This window comes from Streptomyces sp. NPDC058663 (assembly GCF_042716745.1).
In the GTDB taxonomy this organism is placed as follows: Bacteria; Actinomycetota; Actinomycetes; order Streptomycetales; family Streptomycetaceae; genus Streptomyces.
The window spans coordinates 1-21,832 of the sequence record NZ_JBHXRV010000082.1; the positions used below are offsets into that span (position 1 = coordinate 1).

A 21,832-nucleotide genomic window follows, 5' to 3' on the forward strand; every position below is an offset into this window, starting at 1 on the left:
GGGTGAAGTGATTACGGCGTAATCACTTCACCCCGCCCACAGCCAGGAACGGGTGTCGTCCGTCAGGCGGAGGCCTCGTCGGCCAGCTTCAGCAGCGTCCGGTAGTTCTCCGGTGTCATCCACTGCTTGGCGATCGCGAGCACGGCCTTCGGGTCCTCCCAGGGCATGGCTTCTGCCGTGGTCCGCTCGTGTGCGGCGGCCCGGGCGGACGGCTCGGGGGCGCGGGACTCCGGCCGCCGCGAGGTCCGGGAGGGGGTGGAAGTGATTACGGCGTAATCACTTTGCGGGTCATCGGCAGGGCGTGCCGGGGGAGCGGAGGTGAGGTCTTGACCCGCCGGATCCGAAGCGGAAGCAAGGTGGGGGTCCGGGGCCTGAGTGATTACGGCGTCATCACCCGCCCGCACCGGGGCGGGCGCCGAGGACGACGTGGAGGCCGGAGTGATTACGGCGTAATCACCCGCCGGGGGGCGGGCGGAGGCGGGGGCAGGGGCCGGCTCGGAGGGCGAAGTGATTACGGCGTAATCACTCGAGCCGGTCGCGGCGGGGTCCTGGGACGGGGGAGGAGTGATTACGGCGTAATCACTTCTCGGGCCGGAGGCAGTCAGGCGGTAGGCCTCCTTGGCGCTCTCCTCGTCGGCCTTGGCCTGCTTGAGGCGCTCGAACTCGGCCTCCTGCTCCTCCGGCGGCTTGTTGCCCACCGCCCGCAGGAGCTCGACCGGAACCTCCTTGCGCTCCAGTCGCTGCTGGAGTTCGGGGGTCAGGCCGAGCAGCGCGAGTCGCTGGGCGACCCAGCCCTGGGAGCGGTGCAGCCGGGATGCCAGCTTGCGCTGGCTGCCGTGGACGGCGAGCAGCGACTGGAGGGCGCGGGCCTCGTCGAGGGGGGCGAGGGCCTGCCGGTGGATGTTCGCGACCAGAGCGGACTCCAGGAGTTCGTCGGGGTCGCTGCCCAGCTCGTCGTCGACCATGACCTTGATGGTCGGCAGGCCGGCCTCGCGGGCGGCCGCCAGCCGGCTGTTGCCGTCGATGACGACGTACGAGGTGTCGGGTTCGAGGTTCTCGTGCTGGCCCGGGTTGGCCGCCAGATAGGAGTCCCTGGCCATCAGGGTGATGGCCTGCTTCTGCCCGTGGTCCTTGAGGCTGCCCGCGAGGGCGCTCAGGTCGCCGAGGGTGGCCCGGGGGTTTGCGGGGTTGAGGCTGATGTTGCGCACCGGCAGGACGACCGGGGGAGGGGCGCCTTCGGTGGGGGCCTTGGTCGCGCTGTTGATGGCGGCGCGGCGGGCGCTGACGGGGCGGGCGTTGCCGAAGGAGGCGCTGGTGCCCAGGCGGCTGGCCTTGCTGCTCATGAGATCTCCCTGGCCAGTGCGCGCAGCGCGACCGCCTGCTCGGACTTGGGCGCGTACGCCAGCAGGGGGCGCTTGACCCGGACGGCTTCCTTCTGTTCCTTGAGGTCGCCGATCACACCGACGACCCTCGGGTCCTTGATGTCCATCCAGGCCTGGAGCGAGGAGGTGGCGATGTAGCCGCGCCTGCTGTCGTACTGGTTGACGACGATGCCCAGGTAGTTGATGTCGAGGGACAGGTCGTCCCGGAGGTCCGCGATCTGGGCGGTCAGCAGGTCGTAGGCGTCTGCGGAGCTGTCCTCTGCCTGCACCACGATCAGCACGCCGGAGTTGCCCGAGGGCTCCTCGGGGCGCCTGCGGCCGTAGTAGGCGGCGGCGTCCATGCTCAGCCCGAGGCTCGGCGGGCAGTCGACGAGTACGACGTCGTAATCGTCTTCGAGGGGGGCCAGGGCCCGCTCCAGTGCTGCTTCCCGTGCGCGCACCGAGGAGAGCTTCACATCCAGGAGGAAGGCGTCGGTGCAGGCCGGCAGGAGGTGCAGCCGGTCGCCGAAGCGGTCGTCCTCGATGGCGACGACCAGGTCCTTGATGGGGGCCACCGCTTCGCCCGACATGTGCTTGGTGAGGCTCTCGCCGGTCATCGGCAGGGTGTCCTGGCCGAGTTGCTTGGTGAGGTGGCCCTGGGGGTCGAAGTCGACGAGCAGGACCCGCAGGCCGAGGCCGGGCAGGAGTTCCGATTCGAGATGCGCGTGCGGGGTGTTGTCGGTGAGGGCTGCGAAGTACCGGGAGACCCTGACGGGGTGCAGCGCGAGGGCGTCCTCGGCGAGGGCCTCGCCGGTACCCGCGGTGATGGCGGTCTTGCCGACCCCGCCCTTCTGGTTGCAGACGATGAGTCGCTTGGTGAAGGCGGGCCGCTGGACGGTCGGAGCGGGGTTCTTTTCCAGCCACAACTGAACGGACTGGGCAAGGCCTTGAACCAGGGAGACGCCGCGTGCCTTGCAGTCGGTACGGAACTCCTCCCAGAGCCCGACGGGCAGCAGGGTGGCGAAGGACTCCGCTCCCGAGGTGTCGACGGGGGAGAGGTTCGAGCCCAGGCTCCGCCAGTCGGCGGTGCCCTGAGCTACGGCTTCCTGGATGTCGATGCCGAGTTGGGCGGTACGGATCTTGAGTTCCTGACGGAGCCAGGAGGGGAGCTTGGAGACGACCTTGTCGCGGTCACCCTGCGCGTGAGGAGATGCCATGGCGTCACATTACTAACTCACAGCCTCGCGTGACGCACAGACACGTTAGTTTTCCCTCTTCTGTCGAGTTTCGGCCAAAAGGAAGGAAGGCGGCCCGGTCGCGGAGGGGGTGGGTGGCGGGTGCCGTCGGGCCGGAAGCGGTAGTTCCGGGTCCGGGTCGCTTCGGTCGCTCCAGTCGCTCTGCTGGAGTCCTTCTGGAGTCCGGGACGACCCGGCAGGGCGGGAGGCTTGAGTCGCTCCCGGTCGCTCGGTCGCTGCTCGGTCGCTGGGTCGCTGAGGGCAGCGACTGAGGAAAAGCGACCCAGCGGGTTTTGAGTAGCTCCCTCGGTAGCTGAGAAAAGCCCAGGTCAGATGGGGTGGGTGGCGATAAAAGCGACTGAAGCGACGCTGAGTCCGGGTATATGAAGACATTGGCGTGTGCGCGTGTGCGTCATATATAGAGGGCTTGAGTCGCTTCAGTCGCTGTTAGGGTCTCTGCAGTACCTCTGACCTGCGGTTTTTTGGGAGCGACTGAACAGCTACCGAAAGGCCTCCGGTCGCTGGGGTCGGAGGCGTCAGTCGCTGGGCCGTTGTTGGCCGGGTGGAGATGGTCGGGAACCGACCCGAGATCGACACACATCGACACACCCGGAATGGGAACAACTACCCCCCATGTCACCCTGGCTTCGCTAGTCTATGTCTGTCGTTGAGTCGCTTCGGTCGCTGATAGGGGATGTACATGGCTCCTGACCTGCGATTTTCTCGCAGCGACTCAGACGAGTCGGGTGCGGCGCGGGCCGCAGCGACTCAGTCGTCGGCAACCGGCAGAGCGACTCAGTCGCTGGCGAGCGCACGGTGGTGTGCGGACCGGGGATGGCCGGTCCATCCGCTGGCACCTGCCCGCAAGACGCCCGCGGGCAACTGCGAGTCGTGCCGTACGCCGGGCCACAACCATCAGGGGTGCGCCTGCCTGCCCGCGGGCCGCTGGTGCCACGGGTTCCATGCCGCCACGCTCGACCCGGCCAGGATCGAGCAGTGGTGGGGGAGCACGCCGGGCCTCGGTACAGGCGTGGCCTGCGGGCCCGCCGGGCTGGTGATCATCGACATCGACGCGCACGCCCAGCAGCTGCCGGGCCGGGACCGTCTGCTGCCCGGGATCAGCATTTCCGCGGACATCGACCTGACCGGACTGGCCAACGGGTTCCACACGCTGGCCGTCCTGGCCGCCCTGCGCGGCGCCACGAGCCCGGCGGACGACGGGACGACCCTGCGGGTGCGCACGCCCTCGGGGGGCCTGCACGTCTGGTACCGGGCCCAGCGCAGCCACCACTGGCGCTGCTCCGCCGGGTCGGGTCCCGGCCGTGCCCTCGCCTGGCAGGTCGACGTACGGGCGCACGGCGGCTACATCGTCGCGCCGGGCACCACGACCAGGGCGGGGACCTACACCCCGGTCGACGGCGTAAGGGAGCCGGCGCTGCTGCCGGACTGGCTGGCCCGCGAGCTGGAGCGCACCGGGCACCTGGCGACGCCCCACGTGCCCGCTCCGCGGCCTGTGCCGCCCCGGGCGCGCCAAGCGGTCATCGCGGCCGGGGGAGGCCGTCAGAGCCCCGTCAGAGCCCTTTCAGGGGTGCTCGCGGAGGTGGCGGGTTGCTCCGCCGCTCCGGAGGGGGCGGGATTTTCCGAGAAACTCAACAGGGCTGCCTACACGGCGGGGGGACTGGTGGCTGCGGGACACCTGAAGGAACACGAGGCCGAGCACATTCTGAGAGAGGTGGCCGAACGGGCCAGACCAGGCCAGGAGCGCCGCTACGCGCCGATCATCCGCAGCGGGCTGAGCGCCGGTCTGCTGCGCCCGCTGTCACTGGGGGACCGCAGGTGAACGGCAACAACGAGGGCACCCTCTTCGACGCCCGGGCGGTGGCCGCGCAGATCCTCTCGCAGGCCACCGCGGAAGTCCCCGCCCAGGCGGCGGGAGGCAGCGCACCCGCCACCGCGCAGGGGCTGCTGCCCGACACCCTCACCGACCGGGGCAACGCCAAGCTGTTCGTCAGGCTCTACGCCAACGACTACCGGCACATTCCCGGGCTCGGCTGGTACCGGTGGGACAACTCCCGCTGGCAGATCGACGAGGACGACACGGTGATATGGGCGGCCGGGGACCTCGCCGAATCCATCGCGCTCACCGATCCGCGCGGCGTCTACACCAGTACGTCGCTGCAGCAGCACCGCCGCCGTGCCCTGAGCACCAGCGGGATGAACGCGATGCTCACCCAGGCGAGGTCGGCCCCGGGCATGGTGCTCAACGCCGCTCTGCTGGACGCGGACCCGTACGCCCTGTGCACGCCGGCGGGCATCGTCGACCTGCGCACCGGGGCGATCCGCACCCCCGACCCCAACAAGGACTTCCACTCCCGCTCCACCTCGCTCGCCCCGCAGCCGATGGCGACCCCGCGCTGGAACCGGTTCCTCACCGACACCTTCGGCGACGGTGCCGAGGGCGCGGAGATGATCGACTTCCTGCACCTGCTGCTCGGCTACTCGGTGACGGGGGACGTCGGCGGCCAGGTCATGCCGTTCCTGTTCGGCTCCGGCAAGAACGGCAAGTCCGTCCTGCTGGACGTCCTGATGAAGCTCCTGGGCGACTACGCGGACGCCGCCCCGCCGGGCTTCCTCATGTCGCGCCCGTACGAGGGCCACCCCACCGACCTGGCCGAACTGCACGGCCGCCGGGTCATCGTGTGCAGCGAGGTCAAGCCGGGGGACAAGTTCGACGAGGCCAGGGTCAAGCTGCTCACCGGCGGCGACCGCATCAAGGCCCGCCGGATGCGGCAGGACTTCTTCAGCTTCGAGCCCACCCACAAGCTCTGGCTGCTCGGCAACCACCGCCCCGAGGTCGGCACCGGCGGTTTCGCCTTCTGGCGGCGCATGCGGCTGATCCCCTTCGAGCGGGTGGTCTCCGACGACCGCAAGATCGACAACCTGGCGGACATCCTCGTCACCGAGGAGGGCTCCGGCATCCTCAACTGGCTGATCGACGGTGCCCGCCGCTATCTGCGCGGCGAGAAGAATCTGACGGGCCCCGAGCGGGTACGTATCGCCACCACGGCGTACGCGGAGACCGAGGACCACACCGGGCGGTTCCTCGGCGAGGCGTGCGTCGTCGACCCCGACCTGAGAGCGGAGCAGGCACATCTGTACGCCGCTTATCGGACCTGGTGTCAAAATGAAGGCGCACCGGCCATTTCCTCGCGAGCGTTCGCGGTGAGGGTCCGGGAGGCAGTGGGTCTGGCCTCGCCCAAGCAGATGATCCTGTCGAACCAGCGGAAGTACTACCCGGGCATCGGACTGCTCGCCGACGAGGAGACAGCATGAGCGCCCTCATCGCAGAGGACGAGATCCTCCACGAAATCGATCTTGTCTGGCTGGAGGACGTCAGCGATCTCGACTACGTACGGCAGAGCCTGGACCGGCTGCCGACCCGGCGCGGCAAGCCCGCCTACCACCGGGACGGCCGCATGGTCGGCTACGCGGTGCTCGGTCCCGGCGCCAAGTCCTCGCGCTCCTCGGGCACGTTCCGCCGCCGGGTGTTCTGGCTGCTCCCGCACGACCGCGACACCGCCCCCGAGGGCCTGTACTCCAGCGGGGCGCCGGCCGAGGCCGTGGACCCGCGCACGCTGGCCCCCGGCACCAAGGGCCGCAAGACCGAACGCTCGGAGGGCGGACCGCCGTCCTCCGCCATGCAGGAGCTGGGCATAACCCTCCCGCTGTGACCGGCCGGGCCGGTACCGCCGAGTCCGGCCGGGTGATTACGCCGTAATCGCCCGGCGGGTGGTCCGGGTGATTACGGCGTAATCATTTCCCTGCCCCGCCCGGGCCCGCGCGGCCGTCGGTCCCGCCCCGGTGACGGGGGCCTCGACCGCCGCGGCCCGCGCACGCTGCGGACTTCCTTCCACAAACGGTACGTGGAAAGCCGCTCGATGCTCGCTCGAGCTTCCTGACCGAACGGACCGAGCCCGGCTACCTTTCACGGGTCGACGGCTGGAAATCGACGGGAACTGGGCTATCGCGACGGAGGGGACCGTGGAGATTCAAGTTCTGGGTCCGTTGAGTGCAGAGGTCAACGGGGGATCCATCGTTCCGACAGCCAGAAAGCCGCGTCAGATCCTGGCGCTGCTCGCGCTCTATCCTGGCCGAGTCATACCCGTACCGACCCTCATGGAAGAGATCTGGGGGACGGAGCTGCCGCACAGCGCGCTGACCACCCTCCAGACCTACATCCTCCATCTGCGCCGGCGGCTCGGCACGGCCATGGGGCCCGGTGCCCCGGGCGGCGCCAAGGAGGTCCTGGCGACCCGGCACGGCGGATACCTGCTCCAGATACCGCCGGACTGCGTCGACGTCCACACCTACGACCAGCTGGTGGCGGGCGGCCACACCGCGTACGAGGAGGGCGACGACGACACCGCGGCCACGCTCCTGCGCCGGGCCCTTGCCCTGTGGCAGGGGCCCGCACTCGTCGACGTACGGGTGGGGCCCATCCTGGAGATCGAGGTCATGCGTCTGGAGGAGAGCCGGCTCGGCACCGTCGAGCGGCGCATCGACGCGGACCTGCGCCTGGGCAGACACAGCGAACTGCTCGCCGAACTCACCGAGCTGATTGCCCGTCACCCCCAGCACGAGGGCCTGCACTCGCAGGCGATGGTGGCGCTCTACCGGGCGGGCCGTCAGGCCACCGCCCTCGACGTCTACCGCAAACTGCGCGCCCGTCTGATCGAGGACCTCGGCGTCGAGCCGTCCCGGCAGGTCCAGCGGCTGCACCAGGCGATGCTCGCGGTCGACCCGGCCCTGGACGTCAGTGCGGGTCCGCGCCGCGGCTCGACCTTCAACCTGTACGCGGCGTAACCGGGAGCCCGGGGAGCGCGGGAGGGGCGGCGGAATGAGCGTGCGGGTGCTGTGCTTCGCACATGCGGGTGCCGGTGTTTCCGCTTTCCAGCGCTGGCCCAGGCTGCTGGGGCCGGACGTGGAGATCACGCCGGTACTCCTCCCCGGCCGGGACGGGCGGCGGCGCGAACCCCGTCTGACCAGCCCGGGTGCACTGCTGGCGGACCTTTTGCGCGTCGTGGAACCCGTGGCGCGCAGTGGGCAGCCGTATCTGGTGTACGGACACAGTCTGGGCGGACTCCTCTCCTGCGCGCTCGTTTGCTCTTTGCATGCGCAGCAGCTCCCGTTGCCCGTCCTGCTGGCAGTCGGGGCGCTGCCTCCCCCCGGCGGCCCGCTCGCGCTGGACAACTGTGCGGACCTGCCCGACGCCGCGCTGCTCCGATTGCTGGACACCTTCGGCTCCGTACCGCCCGGCACCGAGCCCGGCGATCTGTGGCACCGGTCCGTACTGCCCGTACTGCGCGACGACTTCAGGCTCGCCGACGCGCTGCGCGCCGAGGCCCGGGCCCAGGGAGTGCCGTACGGCGGGCCGCTGCCCGTGCCGGTGCTGGCGGTCGCCGGGCGGGACGACCCGCTGGCCCCGCCCGGGGTGATGGCAGGCTGGGCGCGGTGGACCACGGGGCCGTTCGCCCTGCGCACTGTGCCCGGCGGGCACTTCTTCGTACGGGGCCGGGAGCTGCCCCGGCTCGTGGGGCGTGCCGCACGGGTGGTGGCGCGCACGGCGGCGCCTGCCGGGGCCCCGGCGGCGGGCCGGTGAGGCGGGCCGTCGTCACCGGGCTGGGCGTGGTGGCGCCCGGCGGTACCGGGGTGGCGGGCTTCTGGGACCTGCTCACCTCCGGGCGCACCGCCACCCGGGCGCTGACCCGGTTCGACGCCTCCCAGTTCCGCTCGAAGGTGGCCGCCGAGGCCGACTTCGACGAACTGGACCGCGGCCTCAGCCTGGACGAGGCGCTCCGCTTCGACCGGGCCACCCAGTTCGCGGTGGCGGCCTCCCGGGATGCGATGGCCGACAGCGGTCTCCACGACGCGCTCACGGCAGGCACCCTCGACGCGGGGCGCTGCGGGCTCGCCCTGGGCAGTGCGCTCGGCTGCGCCAGCGCACTCGACCGGGAGTACGCCGCCGGTGGTGTCCGGGGAAACCGGCGGGCGACGGCCGCGATGCCCGCCCCGGAGCGGCTGTACGACTACCTCACCCCGTCCTCGATGGCGGCCGAGGCCGCCCGTGCGGTCGGCGCGCGGGGGCCCGTGGCCCTGCTGTCGTCCGGCTGCACCTCGGGGCTCGACGCGATCGGGCACGCGGCCGACCTGGTCCGCGAGGGCAGTGCGGACGTGGTGGTCACCGGGGGCTGCGAGGCGCCCATCTCGCCGGTGGTGCTGGCCGGTTTCGATGCCGTGCGGCTCGCCTCGTACCACTGCAACGAGGCGCCGGCGGGGGCCGCGAGGCCCTTCGACCGCAACCGGGACGGGTTCGTGCTCGGTGAGGGCGCCGCCGTCCTGGTCGTCGAGGAGTTCGGGCACGCGCGGCGGCGCGGGGCCCATGTGTACGGGGAGATCGCCGGGTTCGGTGCGCGCAGCAACGCGTACCACATGACCGGGCTGCGGGCGGACGGCGCCGAGCTCGCCGAGGCCGTGCGGACCGCGCTGGACGAGGCCCGCATCGACCCCGGCGCCGTGGACCACGTCGCCGCCCACGGGGCGGGCACCCGGCGGGGCGACATCCACGAGACGACGGCACTCAAGCGCGCCCTGGGCACGCACGCGCACCGCGTGCCGATCAGCGCCGTGGCTTCCATGCTCGGCTACTCCCTGGGTGCGCTCGGGGCCTTCGGGGTGGCGGCCTGCCTGCTGGCCGTCGAGCACGGTGTCGTCCCGCCGACGGCGAACCTGCACGAGAGCGACCCGGACTGCGACCTCGACTACACCCCGCTCACCGCCCGCGAGCAGCGGACGGTGACGGCGCTGGCGGTCGGCAGCGGCTTCGGCGGCACCCAGAGCGCGCTGGTGCTGTGCCGCGTCTGACGGGGTGAGGTGACCGGCGGGGCGGACCGGGTGTCTTGAGGGCGCGGGCTAGGTCAGGTCGTCGCGGGTGACCAGGCGGTGCGACGTGCGCAGGCTGCCCCGGCGGCGCACCAGGGTGTCCTCCATCACGCACACCCGGTGCACCTTCGGGGTGCCGCCGTGCGTGGTCACGTACACCAGCGCGTAGGCACGGGTGCGCAGGGAGCCTTCGGGATGCTCGGTGACGTCGATCATGCCCAGCCAGTGCCGCATCCGCTCGCCGCTGCGCCGGGCGGCCTCCTCGTTGTGCCGTACGGAAGCGGCCAGTTCGGCGCGCCCGCGCAGCGGCCGCTCCAGCGTCGGTACGTCGAAGACGGCGTCCTCCGTGAAGGTGCCCGCCCACTGCTCGGCGAGGAACGAGTCGAAGAGCTGCATCTGGTGCGAGTAGAACTGCTGGACCTCGGCGTACAAGGTCCCGAACTCCGGTTTCTTGGACGCCAGTTGGCTTGCCGGTGCCGCGACTGCGGCAATGAGGGCTGTCATGGCCGGTGGGCTCCCTTCTCCAGTTTTTCCCGACAGGGTCCGGGTGGGTGCTCTCCAGCATCTATAGGGCACATCGAGCGCCCTTCGAAGATTCCTCAAGCGGCCGGACCCAGGGTGGGGCCCTGGACCCCCGTGGGACGAGGAGGAGAGCGCCGTGCCGAGATTCACCTTCCCCGAGCTCCCCCTGGACGCCCTGTTGCGACGGGCCGCCGAGCGCGACCCGGACGGCATCGCCCTGCGCACCGGGGGCGTCGGTAGGGCCGGTACGGCGACGACCTTCGCGGAGCTGGACGCGCTCACCGACCGGTTCGCCGCCTGCGCCGCGTGGCTGGCGGGCGGTTCCCGGGGGGCGCGGATCGGCGTGTCGAACACGCTCGGCCGGGAGTTCCCCGCCGCCTACTACGGTGCGGTGCGCAGCGGGAACACCGCCGTACTGGTCAACCCGCTGCTCAAGGAGGCGGGGCTGCTGCACGTCTTCGGCGCCGCCGCCGTCGAGATCGCCTTCGTCCCGTCGGCGACCGCCGCGCTGCTGGCCGGGCTGCGCGAGAAGCTGCCCGCGCTGCGCACCGTGGTGGTGACGGACGCGCAGGGGGGTGCGTTGCGCGGGGGCACGGGCCGGGACGTGCTGCCCGGGGACGCGGACCGGGGGATGCTGCCCGGGGACGTGCTGCCGCTCGCGGTGGCGCTCGGCGGGCCCTGCGGGGCGGGGGAGTTTTGGCCCGCAGACCCGGGGGCGGACGCCTGCGTGCAGTTCACCACCGGGACGACCGGCGCCCCGCGCGGGGTCCGGCTCACCCACCGCAACGTCGTGGCGAACGCGGCCCAGACCGCCGCCGCCCACCACCTGGACGCCCGCTCCGTCACCCTCAACCACCTGCCGTTCTTCCACCCGATGCACCTGAACTCGGCCGTGTTCGCGGGCGCGTGCCAGGTGCTGTGCGGCGACCCCGACCCGCTGGCGTCCCTCGCTCTGGCCGCCCGTACCCGCGCCACGCACTACTACGGGCTGCCCGCCCGGCTGCACCGGCTGGCGGAGACGCTGACGGACCGGGCATCGGCGTGGGAGGCCGGACGGACGCCCGCGCTGAGGGCCGTCCTGTCCGGCGGCACCGCCCTGGCCCCCGCCACCGCCCGCACGCTCGGCGACCGGCTCGGCGTGCCGGTCGTCCAGGGGTACGGGATGGCCGAGCTCTCGCCGCTCTCGCACTGCCAGAGCCCCCTCGACACGCACACCGGAACGGTCGGCCGCCCCGTGCCGGGCACCGAGTGCCGCATCGTGCACCCGGAGACCCGGCAGCCGCTGGGCGCGCACGCCACCGGTGAGGTGCAGGTGCGCGGGCCCCAGCTGATGGCCGGCTACCTGGACGACGGACAAATCCCCGCCGACGGTGACACCGCTGACGCCGGGCAGGGCCGCGCCGACCGCGACGGCTGGTTCTCCACCGGTGACATCGGCCGGGTGGCCGCCGACGGGGAACTGACCCTGGTGGACCGCCTCGGCGACGTCTTCAAGTACGACAACGAACTCGTCTCGCCGACCGCCGTCGAGCACGTCCTCGCCCAGGACCCCCGGGTCGCCGACTGTGTGGTCGCCGACTGGCCCCACCCCCGGCACGGTGCCGTCACCTGGGCGGGGATCGTGCTCCGCGACCCCACCGTGCCCGATCTGCTCGAGACCCTCGACTCCATCGCGGACGGCGCCAACGCCCAGCTGGCCGGCTTCGAGCAGATCCGCCGCATCGAGGTGGTCGACGCCGTGCCCCGCACCCCCGTCGGCAAGCCCGAACGGCGCGGACTGCGCCGCAGCCTGCGGGACCGCGCCGCCGTCGAGGCCGCCGCCTGACGCCTGACCGCACAAGCCCGCCCCACCCGGCCCCGCCCCGTCCCGCCCCGGCAAGAGGAGACCAGCATGGCGACCTTCCCCGACCACCCGGTCCTCGTCGTCGGGGCGGGCCCCGTCGGCCTGACCGCCGCGTACGAACTGGCCCGCAGGGGAGTGCCCGTCCGGCTCGTCGACGCCGCCCCGGGCCCCGCCCGCACCAGCCGTGCCGTGGCCGTCCACCCGCGCACCCTGGAGACCTTCGACCAGATGGGTGTGGTCGAAGGGGTGCTCGCGAGCGGGCGGCACAACAAGGCGTTCACGATGTACGCGGCCGGGCGGCGGCTGGTGCGGCTGCAGGCCGACTACGCGACGATGCCCACCCGCTTCCCGTACACCGTCGTCATCGAGCAGACCCGTACCGAGGAGCTGCTGCGCGAGGCCTGCGCGGAGCTCGGGGTGCGCGTCGAGTGGGGGGTGCGGCTCACCTCACTCGACCAGGACGCGGACGGCGTAAGGGTCCAACTGACGCACATCGGCGGCGAGTGGGAGGAGTACTGGACTCCCTGGCTGGTCGGCTGCGACGGCGGGCACTCCACCGTGCGGGGGCAGCTCGCGCTGCCACTGCTCGGCGAGTCCAGCGAGACCTGGCAGCTGGCCGACGCACCCGTGGCCATGGACCTGCCGCCCGACACCATCTACTGGGCCCACGCCGACGGGCACGCCCTGATGATGGTGCCCTACCTGCGCGAGGGGCACTGGCGGCTGCTCGACACCGCCCCCGGCCCCGGGGCCGCCGACGAGACGCCCGCCGAAGCCGCCGCCCGGTTCTCCGCGAAGCTCAGCGCCGGGCTCGGCCGCGAGGTGCGGGTCGGCGAGCCGTCGTGGACCTCCGTCTTCACCTTCCAGCAGCGCATGGTGCCCACCATGAGCGTGGGCCGCGTCCACGTGGCAGGCGACGCGGCGCATGTGCACAGCCCCGCCTCCGGGCAAGGCATGAACACCGGTGTCCAGGAGGCCTACAACCTGGCCTGGAAGCTCGCCATGGTCGCGCACGGCCACGCCGGGCGGTCCCTGCTCGACACGTACGGCCAGGAGCGGGTGCCGGTGGGCCGGGCGCTGCTCGGCTCCACCCGCAAGGCCACCTTCCTGGTGCAGTTCAAGAACACCCTCGCCCCGGTGATGCTGCCGCTCGTCTTCTCCGTCGTACGGAAGGTCCCGGCACTGCGCCGGAAGATCCAGCGCAAGGTGCTCGGCGGCATGTCCGGGCTGCTGCGGCACTACGCCGAGTCCCCGCTGACCACCCCGGGCGGCGCTCTGCGGCTGCCTGCCGGATCGCGCGTGGCCGCGGTGGCGGCCCGGTTGCCCGAGGGCCAGGCGGCGCGGGCGCTCCACGCCGAACTGCGCGATGTCCGCTGGAGTCTGCTGTACGTCCCCGACGGTGGGCCGGCGAGCGCGGTGGCGGCCGGGGCGGCGGAGGCGGCGGGGGAGTGGCTGTCGGTACGGGCCGTGGGCGGCGACGGGGCGGACGGGCGCACGCCGGACGGGACGCACCCGGTGTGCGGGGTGCCGCTGCCGGACCCGGGCGGGCGGTTGCGGGAGGCGCTCGGGCTCGCGGCCGGCGGGGGCGGCTGGGTGCTGGTGCGGCCCGACGGGTATCTGGCGGCGGGCGGTGAGCGGCTGACGGCCCAGCAGCTGGAAGGGGCGCTCTCGGTGCTCGGTCCGGTACCTCTCCAGCGTTCCTCCGGCGGCTCTCCAGCGGTCCGGGACACGGTCGGGAGCACCACCCGAGTCATGGAGGGATCGCGATGACGACGCTGACGGCCGCGACCACCGCGGAACCAGGGCCCGCGGGCGCTTGTGCCACAGGTGCGTCCGCCACTCCGGCGGCGGACGGCCGTATCCACCGCACCGTGCACACCACGGATGTCGCCGCCCCCGCGGGCGCGGTCTACGGGCTGATCGCGGACACCACCAAGTGGCCGCTGTTCTTCGGCCCGAACGTCCACGTGGAGCGGCTCGCCTTCGACGGGACCGACGAGCACCTGGCGATGTGGGCCACCGCCAACGGCCGGGTGCGCCACTGGACCTCGCGGCGCCGGCTGGACGCGGCGGCCCGGCGCGTCGCCTTCCGCCAGGAGCTGCCCGCCCCGCCGCTCTCCGCGATGTCCGGCGCCTGGGTCGTGGAGCCGCTGGGCGCCGAGCGCGCGCGGCTGACGCTGCTGCACGACTTCTCGGTGCCCGGCGACCGGGCCGAGGACGTGGCCTGGGTCGAGCGGGCCACCGACACCAACAGCCGCGCGGAGCTGGCCAACATCGCCCGGCTCGGCGAGCGCTGGGCGCGCCTGGACGAACTGGTGCTGTCCTTCGAGGACTCGGTGCACGTGGCCGCCCCGCCCGAGCCGGTCTACGGCTTCCTCCAGCGGGTCGCCGACTGGCAGCGGCTGCTCCCGCACGTCGCGCGCCTGGAGGTGAGCGAGGAGGGCCCGGTGCAGGTGATGGCCATGGACACCCTGACCGCCGACGGCGCCGCGCACACCACCGAGTCGGTACGGGTGTGCTTCCCCGAGTCGGGGCGCATCGTCTACAAGCAGACCCGCACCCCCGCGCTGATGGAGGCCCACACCGGCTGCTGGACGGTGACCGGCGACGCCGACGGCACCACCGTCACCTCGCAGCACAGCGTGATCGTGCGCGAGGAGAACATCACCGCCGTGCTCGGTGAGGAGGCCGGCATCGCCGACGCGCGTACGTACCTCCGCCAGGCCCTGGGCCGCAACAGCACCGCCACCCTGCACCACGCCAAGCGGTACGCGGAGGGCCTCAGCCGCTGAACGCCAGCGGTCCGCACACCCACGGCCCGCACACCCACGGCCCGCACACCCACGGCCCGCCCGAAATGGCTCCAGCCGCGCTCCAGCCCCGTCGGAGACGCTCGAGGCAGGTCCCATGACATCAACCGCGGGGGGCACAACGATGAGACGTGTGGTCATCACGGGCATCGGGGTCGTCGCCCCCGGCAGGCCCGGCACCAAGGAGTACTGGAACCTGCTCACCTCCGGGCGCACGGCCACCCGCACCTTCACCCTCCTCGACCCCTCGCCGTACCGCTCGCAGGTCGGCGCGGAGGCCGACTTCGACCCGCTGGAGCAGGGGCTCGCGCCGGCCGACGTCCAACGCCTGGACAGGGCGGCGCAGTTCGCGGTGGTCAGCGCGCGCGAGGCGCTCGCCGACAGTGGACTGGCGGGTCTCGGCGACCCGACCCGGTGCGGGGTCACCCTGGGCAGTGCGCTGGGCTGCACCACCTCCCTGGACCACGGCTACGACCGGGTCAGCGAGCGGGGGCAGCGCTGGCTGGTCGACCACACCCGGGCCCCCGAGCGGCTCTACGACTACTTCGTGCCCTCTTCGATGGCGGCCGAGGTGGCCCGTACGGCGGGCGCCCGGGGGCCCGTGTCGCTGGTGTCCACCGGCTGCACCTCCGGCCTGGACGCGATCGGGCACGCGGTCGACCTGGTGCGCGAGGGCAGCGCCGACGTGATGGTGACCGGCGCGGCCGAGGCGCCGATCTCTCCCATCAGCCTGGCCTGCTTCGACGCCATCAAAGCGACCACCCCCCGCAACGACACCCCCGCGACCGCCTCCCGCCCCTTCGACCGCACCCGCAACGGCTTCGTGCTCGGCGAGGGCGCGGCCGTGCTGATCGTGGAGGAGCTGGAGCACGCGCGGCGGCGCGGCGCCCACGCGTACGCCGAGATCTCCGGGTTCGCCTCGCGCAGCAACGCGTACCACATGACGGGTCTGCGGGCCGACGGCGTGGAGATGGCGGAGGCGATCCGCAGCGCCCTGGACGAGGCCCGGCTGGGGGCCGGCGCGGTGGACTACATCAACGCGCACGGTTCGGGGACGAAGCAGAACGACCGGCACGAGACCGAGGCGTTCAAGCGCAGCCTGGGTGCGCGGGCGTACGAGGTGCCGGTCAGCTCGATCAAGTCGATGATCGGGCACTCGCTCGGCGCGGTCGGCGCGTTGGAGGTCGCCGCCTGCGCACTCACCATCGAGCACGGGGTGGTGCCGCCGACGGCGAACCTGCACGAGAGCGACCCGGCCTGCGACCTCGACTACACCCCGCTCACCGCCCGTGAGCAGCGCACCGACACCGTGCTGACGGTCGGCAGCGGCTTCGGCGGCTTCCAGAGCGCCATGATCCTGAACCGCCCGGACCTCGGCGGCCGTGCGGGCCGCCCGGGCGCGGGCCGTACCAGCGTGGGCAGCCCTGCCATGGGCCGCACCCGCGCGAAGGGAGCAGCCGCATGAGCACCGCCACGAACAGCCCGGCGGGCACGGTCCAGGCCCCGCCGGTCACCGCCGTCTTCACCGGGATCGGGGTGGCCGCACCCGGCGGGCTCGGCGCCGGCGCCTGGTGGGACTCCGTACTGCGCGGGCGGACCGGCATCGGGCCCGTCACCCGCTTCGACGCCTCCCCCTACCCGGTCCAGCTGGCCGGGGAGGTGCCAGGATTCGTCGACGAGGACCACGTCTCCAGCCGGCTGCTGCCGCAGACCGACCGGGTCACCCGGCTGTCGCTGGCGGCCGCCCAGGAGGCCCTCGACGACGCGGAGGCCGACCTGGCGACGATGCCCCCGTACGCGGCGGGCGTCGTCACCGCGAACTCGGCCGGCGGTTTCGAGTTCGGCCAGCGCGAACTGCAGGCCCTGTGGAGCCAGGGCCCCCAGCACGTCAGCGCGTACCAGTCCTTCGCCTGGTTCTACGCCGTCAACAGCGGCCAGATCTCCATCAAGCACGGCCTGCGCGGCGCCTCCGGCGTGGTCGTCTCCGAACAGGCGGGCGGCCTCGACGCCGTCGCGCACGCCCGCCGCCAGATCCGCAAGGGCGCCCGGCTCGTGGTGACCGGCGGCCTCGACTCCGCCCTGTGCCCCTGGGGGTGGGCCGCGCATCTGGCCGGTGGCGGCATGAGCACCTGCGAGGACCCCGAACGTGCCTACCGGCCGTTCGCCGAGGACGCCTGCGGCCACGTGGTGGGGGAGGGCGGCGCGCTGCTGGTCCTGGAGGACGCGGACAGTGCGGCCCGCCGGGGCGCGCGGGTGTACGGGAGCCTGGCCGGGCACTCGGCCACCTTCGACGCATCCCCGGAGCGCTCCGCTCTGGCCGACGCGGCCGCCCTGGCGCTCGCCGACGCGGGCCTGGTGCCCGCCGACGTCGACCTCGTACTGGCGGACGGCGCGGGCGCCCGCGCCGCCGACCGGGCGGAGGCCGGGGCGCTCGCCGCCCTTTTCGGGCCGTACGGGGTGCCCGTCACGGCCCCCAAGAGCATGGCGGGACGGCTGGCGGCGGGCGGTGCGGCCCTGGACCTGGCGGCCGCCCTGCTCGCCCTGCGCGACCAGGTGATCCCGCCGACCACAGGCACCGAACGCCCGGCCGCCGACTGCCCGGTGGACCTGGTCACCGGCACCCCCCGCACCGGGGTCCCGCTGCGCACCGTCCTGGTGCTGGCCAGGGGCCGGGGCGGCTTCAACTCGGCGGCCGTTGTACGTGCCCCCTGAGCACCCACGACCTGTACAAGCACAACGGACGACGGAGAGGTACGGCCCATGGAACTGGAGCCGATGCAACTGGCGGACCTGGTACGGCTGCTGCGCGAGTGCGCCGGCCAGGAGGAGGGGATCGACCTCGACGGGGACATCCTCGACACCGAGTTCGGCGATCTCGGCTACGACTCGCTGGCGATGCTGGAGACCACAGGACGCGTCGAACGCGACTACGCGGTGGTGCTCGACGAGGAGATGCTCGACGAGGCGTACACGCCCCGCCGCTACCTCGTCATGGTCAACCAGGCACTGTCCGCGGCGCGGTCGGGGCCCCGGTCGGCTGTCCTCTAGCGCACCTCCACCCCCTCTCCGGCGGCATTGGGCACATTCGTGGTCCAAGGTCGAGAAAGGTGGAGCCGATGTCAGGTGAGCCGATGCCGCGCGAGCGGGTACTTCGCACGGCGTACACGGTGGACGTGCGGGCCCCCGCGGGTGTGGTGTACGGGCTTCTCGCCGACACCACCCAGTGGCCCCTGATCATGCCGCCCACCGTGCACGTGGAACGTCTCGACCACGACGGGACCGAGGACCGCTTCCAGATGTGGGTCACCGCCAACGGCGAAGTCAAGTCCTGGTTCTCGCGGCGGACCATGGACCCCGTCGCCCGCCGGATCTGCTTCCGGCACGAGACCCCGGCCGCCCCCGCCCTGGCCATGGGCGGGCAGTGGAGCGTGGACGAGGCCGACGGGGGCCGGTGCAGGCTCACCCTGGACCACGACTTCACCGTGGTCGCCGGGGTGCCCGACGACGAGGCGTGGCTGCGGCTGGCCACCGACACCAACAGCAGGGCCCAGCTCGACCGGATCAGGGTGGCCGCCGAGAACGCGGCGCGTCACGGCGCACTCCTGCTCACCTTCGAGGACGCGCTGACCGTGAAGGCGCCGCCCGAGCAGCTGCACGACTTCCTGTACCGGATCGGGGACTGGCCCTCCGTCGTCCCGCACGTCGCCCGGGCGGAGGTGACCGAACTTGCGCCCGGCGTGCAGCGGGTGCGTACGGACACCCTGGTGGCCGGGGGAGCGGTGCGGACCACGCAGTCCACCGAGTCGGTCCGGATCTGCTTCCCGGCCGCGTACCGGATCGTGGAGAAGCGGACGGTGCCGGCCCCGCTGTTCGCCGAGCACATCAGCGAGTGGTCGCTGTCGGACGATGAGAGCGACGTCACAGCCGTGTGCTGGCACAGCGTTCTGCTGCGCGAGGAGGCCGTCGCCGAGGTCCTCGGCGCGGGAACGACCCTCGCCGAGGCCAGGAACCACGTACGCGAAACGCTCGGACACGAGAGCAGGACCACCCTCGAACTGGCTGCCCGGCACGCCGCATCCGCCGTCCGGCCGCTCTGAACAGCCACCGGCAGCCCCCGCCGGGGCACACCCCCTGACCGGGGACGACCCCCGACCGGGGAGGAGGAAGGAATCCGATGGCCTCGTCGGAGCAGCCACGCCCGCACCCCCCGCGCAGCCCCCGGCCGGGGGAGCACGGCACGCAGACCGTGCCCGCCTCGCCCTCCCAGCGGGACCTGCTCCTCGACACCCTGGTGAGGCCGGGTGCCGGACTCCACGTGGAGCAGCTGGCGGTGCGCTGGCGCGGGCCGCTGGACGTACCGCGGTTCATCGCCGCCTGGCAGACGCTGTACGACGCCGACGCGATCCTGCGCACCGGGCTCGCCGCGCCCACCGGGGCGCCGCCCGCGCTGACCGTCCATCCGAGGGTGGTTCCGCGGATCGCCCACCACGGGGCGGACAGCGGGGCCGACTGGCACACGCTGGTGCGCAGCGAGCGGCTGCGGGAGTTCGACCTGCGCCGCGCCGGGCAGCTGCGGGTGTCGCTCCTGGCGGACTCCGGGGCAGCCGGCACCGTGGAACCGGGCAGCCGGGTCACTCGGCTGCTGTTCACCTACCACCACGCCTTCCTCGACGGGCGCAGCATGCGCGCCCTGCTGCGGTCCTTCTTGCGGGCGTACGTCGCCCAGGGGCGGCCCCTGGGCGGTGCGCGCCGCCCGGACGTGCGGGACCACGCGCAGTGGCTGTCGCGTCAGGACGTGGTGGCCGCCCGGGAGTTCTGGATGCGGGCCGCCGCCCCGCCGCCGGACGCCGTCACCCTGCCCGCCCTGCCGCTGGCGTCGTCGGGAACGGCCGGGGGCGCGGCAGGCGGGCAGGGGCACGAGTGGTTCCGGGAGCGGCTCACCCCGGTGGAGGCCGCCCGGCTGCGGACCTGGGCGGCCGTCCAGGGTGCCGCCGAGTCGACCGCGCTCCAGGCGGTGTGGGCGCTGCTGCTGTACCGGGCCGCCGGGGCGCGGTCCCCGCGCACGCCGGACCCGGTGTCCGTCGCGTTCTCGGTGGCCGTCTCCGGGCGGGGCATCGGTCTGCCCGGCGCCGAGCTGCTCTCCGGGCCCCTGCGCGGCTGCCATCCGCTGCACGTGCGGGTGGCGGCGGGAATGCCGGTGGCCCGGCTGCTGGACACGCTGGGCGCGCACGCGCTGGACCGGGCGGCGTACGAGTGGGTCTCCGGCGGGCAGATCGAGAGCTGGGGCGCCGGCGGAGCGCCGGCGGGCCCCGGTGTGGGTCAGGGCGGCGTGCCGCGTCCCGAGTCGCTGGTGGTCTTCGAACCGCCGCCCACCGTCGGCCTCGTACCGGGTTCCGGCGGCGGCCTGTACGGCATCTCGGCCGCCGCCTCCGCCGCTTCGGCCACCGCCCTGGCGGGTGAACTCGCCGCCGAGGGCGTACGCCTTGACGAACCGGAGGTGCTGGTCGCGCCCTCCGCGCTGCCCCTGACCCTGGTCGCCCGGCACGATGCCGCGGGCGGTCTGGTGCTGACCTGCGTGCACGACCGCGCCCGGTTCCCGGACGCCGACGCGGCCGGGCTCCTCGCCCAGACCGCCCGGCTGCTGCGGGCGCTGTCCGACGGCCGGGGCGCCCTCGACGTGTCCGGCGCGCTGGAGGTGCTCGACGGGATCCCCGTACCGCAGGTGAACCCTCAACACCCTTTGTCTGTACGAGTGTTGCGGCAGTCGGAGCGGCAGGGGGCGGGCACCATCTGTGTGCTGCCTGCCGCAGGCTCGCCGCCCGGCTGCTACGACCCGCTGCCCGGGCTGTACCGCGGCCCGCAGGCCCTCGCCGTCCTGCCCGCGGGCGCCGGGCCCGGCCAGTGCCTGGAGGTGCTGCGCCCCGGACTCGCCCGGCAGGAGCCGGTGTTCCTCGGCGGCTTCTCCGGTGCGGGCGACACCGCACGGCAGGCCGCCGCACGGGTCGCCGCGCACGGCTGGCCGCCGCCCCCGGTGGCGATCGGCGGCAGTCCCGAGGGCGGTGACGCGCCGCTGCGGGTGCTGGCCCGCGCGCTGGAGAACACGGTGGCGGCGGCCGGAACGGGCGCCGTATGACACCCGGGTCCGGCATCCCGCCGCCGCACGCCCCCACGCGCGGCCCGCAGCGTCCCTGAACCGCACCACCAGCGCCACCGGTGCTGTCCGTACGACCGGCACCGACGCACCACCCGTACCGTCCGTCCCGTCCCGGCCCCTTCCTCGGCCGAACCCACCAGGAGTGACATGTCCCGCCGTCTGTTCACCTCGGAGTCCGTGACCGAGGGCCACCCCGACAAGATCGCCGACCAGATCAGCGACACCGTTCTCGACGCGCTGCTGCGGGAGGACCCGACCTCCCGCGTCGCCGTCGAGACGATGATCACCACCGGTCTGGTGCACATCGCGGGAGAGGTGACCACCAAGGCGTACGCCCCGATAGCCGCCCTGGTCCGCGAGAAGGTCCTTCAGATCGGCTACGACTCGTCGGCCAAGGGCTTCGACGGCGCGTCCTGCGGCGTCTCCCTGTCCATCGGCGCACAGTCCCCGGACATCGCGCAGGGCGTCGACACCGCCTACGAGAAGCGGGTCGAGGGCGAGGAGGACGAGCTCGACCGGCAGGGTGCCGGCGACCAGGGCCTGATGTTCGGCTACGCGTGCGACGAGACCCCGGAGCTGATGCCGCTGCCGATCCACCTCGCGCACCGGCTCTCCCACCGCCTCACCGAGGTGCGCAAGGACGGCACCGTCCCCTACCTGCGCCCCGACGGCAAGACCCAGGTCACCATCGAGTACGACGGAGACAGGGCAGTGCGCCTCGACACGGTCGTCGTCTCCTCGCAGCACGCCGCCGACATCGACCTGAACGGGCTGCTGGCTCCCGACATCCAGGAGCACGTGGTCGAGTACGTGCTTGCCCGGCTCGCGGCCGACGGCATCAAGCTGGAGACCGAGGGCTACCGCCTGCTGGTCAACCCGACCGGGCGCTTCGAGATCGGCGGCCCGATGGGCGACGCGGGCCTGACCGGCCGCAAGATCATCATCGACACGTACGGCGGCATGGCCCG

At 73.0% G+C, this 21,832-nt stretch carries 18 protein-coding genes; 15 read left to right on the top strand and 3 right to left on the bottom strand.

Going from position 1 to position 21,832, the window contains the following annotated elements; translation table 11 throughout:
- Positions 1–62: 62 nt before the first annotated feature.
- Together ACFWVV_RS36190 and ACFWVV_RS36195 are read right to left on the bottom strand one after the other, a co-directional pair.
- Entirely contained in the window at positions 63–1,343 is a 1,281-nt protein-coding gene (locus tag ACFWVV_RS36190) for a ParB/RepB/Spo0J family partition protein (protein WP_384357315.1), read from the bottom strand.
- A complete protein-coding gene (locus ACFWVV_RS36195; protein WP_384357313.1) occupies positions 1,340–2,578 on the bottom strand; it encodes a ParA family protein in 1,239 nt (412 codons plus the stop codon). The genes ACFWVV_RS36190 and ACFWVV_RS36195 overlap by 4 nt, the downstream gene beginning before the upstream one ends.
- A 718-nt stretch (positions 2,579–3,296) precedes the next feature.
- Between ACFWVV_RS36195 and ACFWVV_RS36200 the strand changes: the two genes are divergently transcribed.
- The 6 genes from ACFWVV_RS36200 to ACFWVV_RS36225 all read left to right on the top strand — a co-directional run bounded on the left by ACFWVV_RS36200 (position 3,297) and on the right by ACFWVV_RS36225 (position 9,517).
- On the top strand, positions 3,297–4,436 hold the full coding sequence (locus tag ACFWVV_RS36200) for a bifunctional DNA primase/polymerase (RefSeq protein WP_384357311.1): 1,140 nt from the start codon (positions 3,297–3,299) through the stop codon (positions 4,434–4,436).
- Positions 4,433–5,929, top strand: a complete 1,497-nt coding sequence (locus tag ACFWVV_RS36205) for a phage/plasmid primase, P4 family (RefSeq protein ID WP_384357309.1) — start codon at positions 4,433–4,435, stop codon at positions 5,927–5,929. Before ACFWVV_RS36200 ends, ACFWVV_RS36205 begins: the two co-directional genes overlap by 4 nt.
- A complete protein-coding gene (locus ACFWVV_RS36210) occupies positions 5,926–6,327 on the top strand; it encodes a DUF6009 family protein (protein ID WP_384357307.1) in 402 nt (133 codons plus the stop codon). The genes ACFWVV_RS36205 and ACFWVV_RS36210 overlap by 4 nt, the downstream gene beginning before the upstream one ends.
- 310 nt (positions 6,328–6,637) lie before the next feature.
- On the top strand, positions 6,638–7,459 hold the full coding sequence (locus tag ACFWVV_RS36215; protein WP_384357305.1) for a BTAD domain-containing putative transcriptional regulator: 822 nt from the start codon (positions 6,638–6,640) through the stop codon (positions 7,457–7,459).
- A 34-nt stretch (positions 7,460–7,493) separates the two neighbouring features.
- Positions 7,494–8,255, top strand: coding sequence for a thioesterase II family protein (locus tag ACFWVV_RS36220; protein WP_384357303.1), 762 nt, complete (start codon positions 7,494–7,496; stop codon positions 8,253–8,255).
- Positions 8,252–9,517, top strand: coding sequence for a beta-ketoacyl-[acyl-carrier-protein] synthase family protein (locus tag ACFWVV_RS36225; protein WP_384357301.1), 1,266 nt, complete (start codon positions 8,252–8,254; stop codon positions 9,515–9,517). Before ACFWVV_RS36220 ends, ACFWVV_RS36225 begins: the two co-directional genes overlap by 4 nt.
- 48 nt (positions 9,518–9,565) lie before the next feature.
- Here the strand turns inward: ACFWVV_RS36225 and ACFWVV_RS36230 are convergent, their stop codons facing one another.
- Positions 9,566–10,039: a nuclear transport factor 2 family protein gene (locus tag ACFWVV_RS36230; protein WP_384357299.1), complete on the bottom strand. Its 474-nt coding sequence runs from the start codon at positions 10,037–10,039 to the stop codon at positions 9,566–9,568.
- Between the two features lie 154 nt (positions 10,040–10,193).
- On the opposite strand from ACFWVV_RS36230, the gene ACFWVV_RS36235 reads away from it, so the two are divergent.
- From ACFWVV_RS36235 to metK, 9 genes are all read left to right on the top strand, one after another.
- Positions 10,194–11,882, top strand: coding sequence for a class I adenylate-forming enzyme family protein (locus tag ACFWVV_RS36235; protein WP_384357297.1), 1,689 nt, complete (start codon positions 10,194–10,196; stop codon positions 11,880–11,882).
- Between the two features lie 66 nt (positions 11,883–11,948).
- Positions 11,949–13,670, top strand: coding sequence for an FAD-dependent oxidoreductase (locus tag ACFWVV_RS36240; RefSeq protein WP_384357295.1), 1,722 nt, complete (start codon positions 11,949–11,951; stop codon positions 13,668–13,670).
- Positions 13,667–14,692, top strand: a complete 1,026-nt coding sequence (locus tag ACFWVV_RS36245; protein WP_384357293.1) for an aromatase/cyclase — start codon at positions 13,667–13,669, stop codon at positions 14,690–14,692. Before ACFWVV_RS36240 ends, ACFWVV_RS36245 begins: the two co-directional genes overlap by 4 nt.
- Before the next feature lie 142 nt (positions 14,693–14,834).
- Positions 14,835–16,175 carry a beta-ketoacyl-[acyl-carrier-protein] synthase family protein gene (locus ACFWVV_RS36250; protein ID WP_384357291.1) on the top strand — a complete coding sequence of 447 codons (1,341 nt, stop codon included), beginning with the start codon at positions 14,835–14,837 and terminating at the stop codon, positions 16,173–16,175.
- The gene (locus ACFWVV_RS36255; protein WP_384357289.1) at positions 16,172–17,422 is read left to right on the top strand and encodes a beta-ketoacyl synthase N-terminal-like domain-containing protein; all 1,251 of its coding nucleotides are present in this window, start codon (positions 16,172–16,174) and stop codon (positions 17,420–17,422) included. The genes ACFWVV_RS36250 and ACFWVV_RS36255 overlap by 4 nt, the downstream gene beginning before the upstream one ends.
- Positions 17,423–17,470: 48 nt before the next feature.
- Positions 17,471–17,758 carry an acyl carrier protein gene (locus ACFWVV_RS36260; protein WP_384357287.1) on the top strand — a complete coding sequence of 96 codons (288 nt, stop codon included), beginning with the start codon at positions 17,471–17,473 and terminating at the stop codon, positions 17,756–17,758.
- 68 nt (positions 17,759–17,826) lie between these two features.
- Positions 17,827–18,807, top strand: a complete 981-nt coding sequence (locus tag ACFWVV_RS36265) for an SRPBCC family protein (protein ID WP_384357285.1) — start codon at positions 17,827–17,829, stop codon at positions 18,805–18,807.
- Between the two features lie 77 nt (positions 18,808–18,884).
- Positions 18,885–20,843: a condensation domain-containing protein gene (locus tag ACFWVV_RS36270; RefSeq protein WP_384357283.1), complete on the top strand. Its 1,959-nt coding sequence runs from the start codon at positions 18,885–18,887 to the stop codon at positions 20,841–20,843.
- A gap of 168 nt (positions 20,844–21,011) precedes the next feature.
- A partial coding sequence (gene metK, locus ACFWVV_RS36275) for a methionine adenosyltransferase (RefSeq protein ID WP_384357281.1) occupies positions 21,012–21,832 on the top strand: 821 nt, incomplete at its 3' end.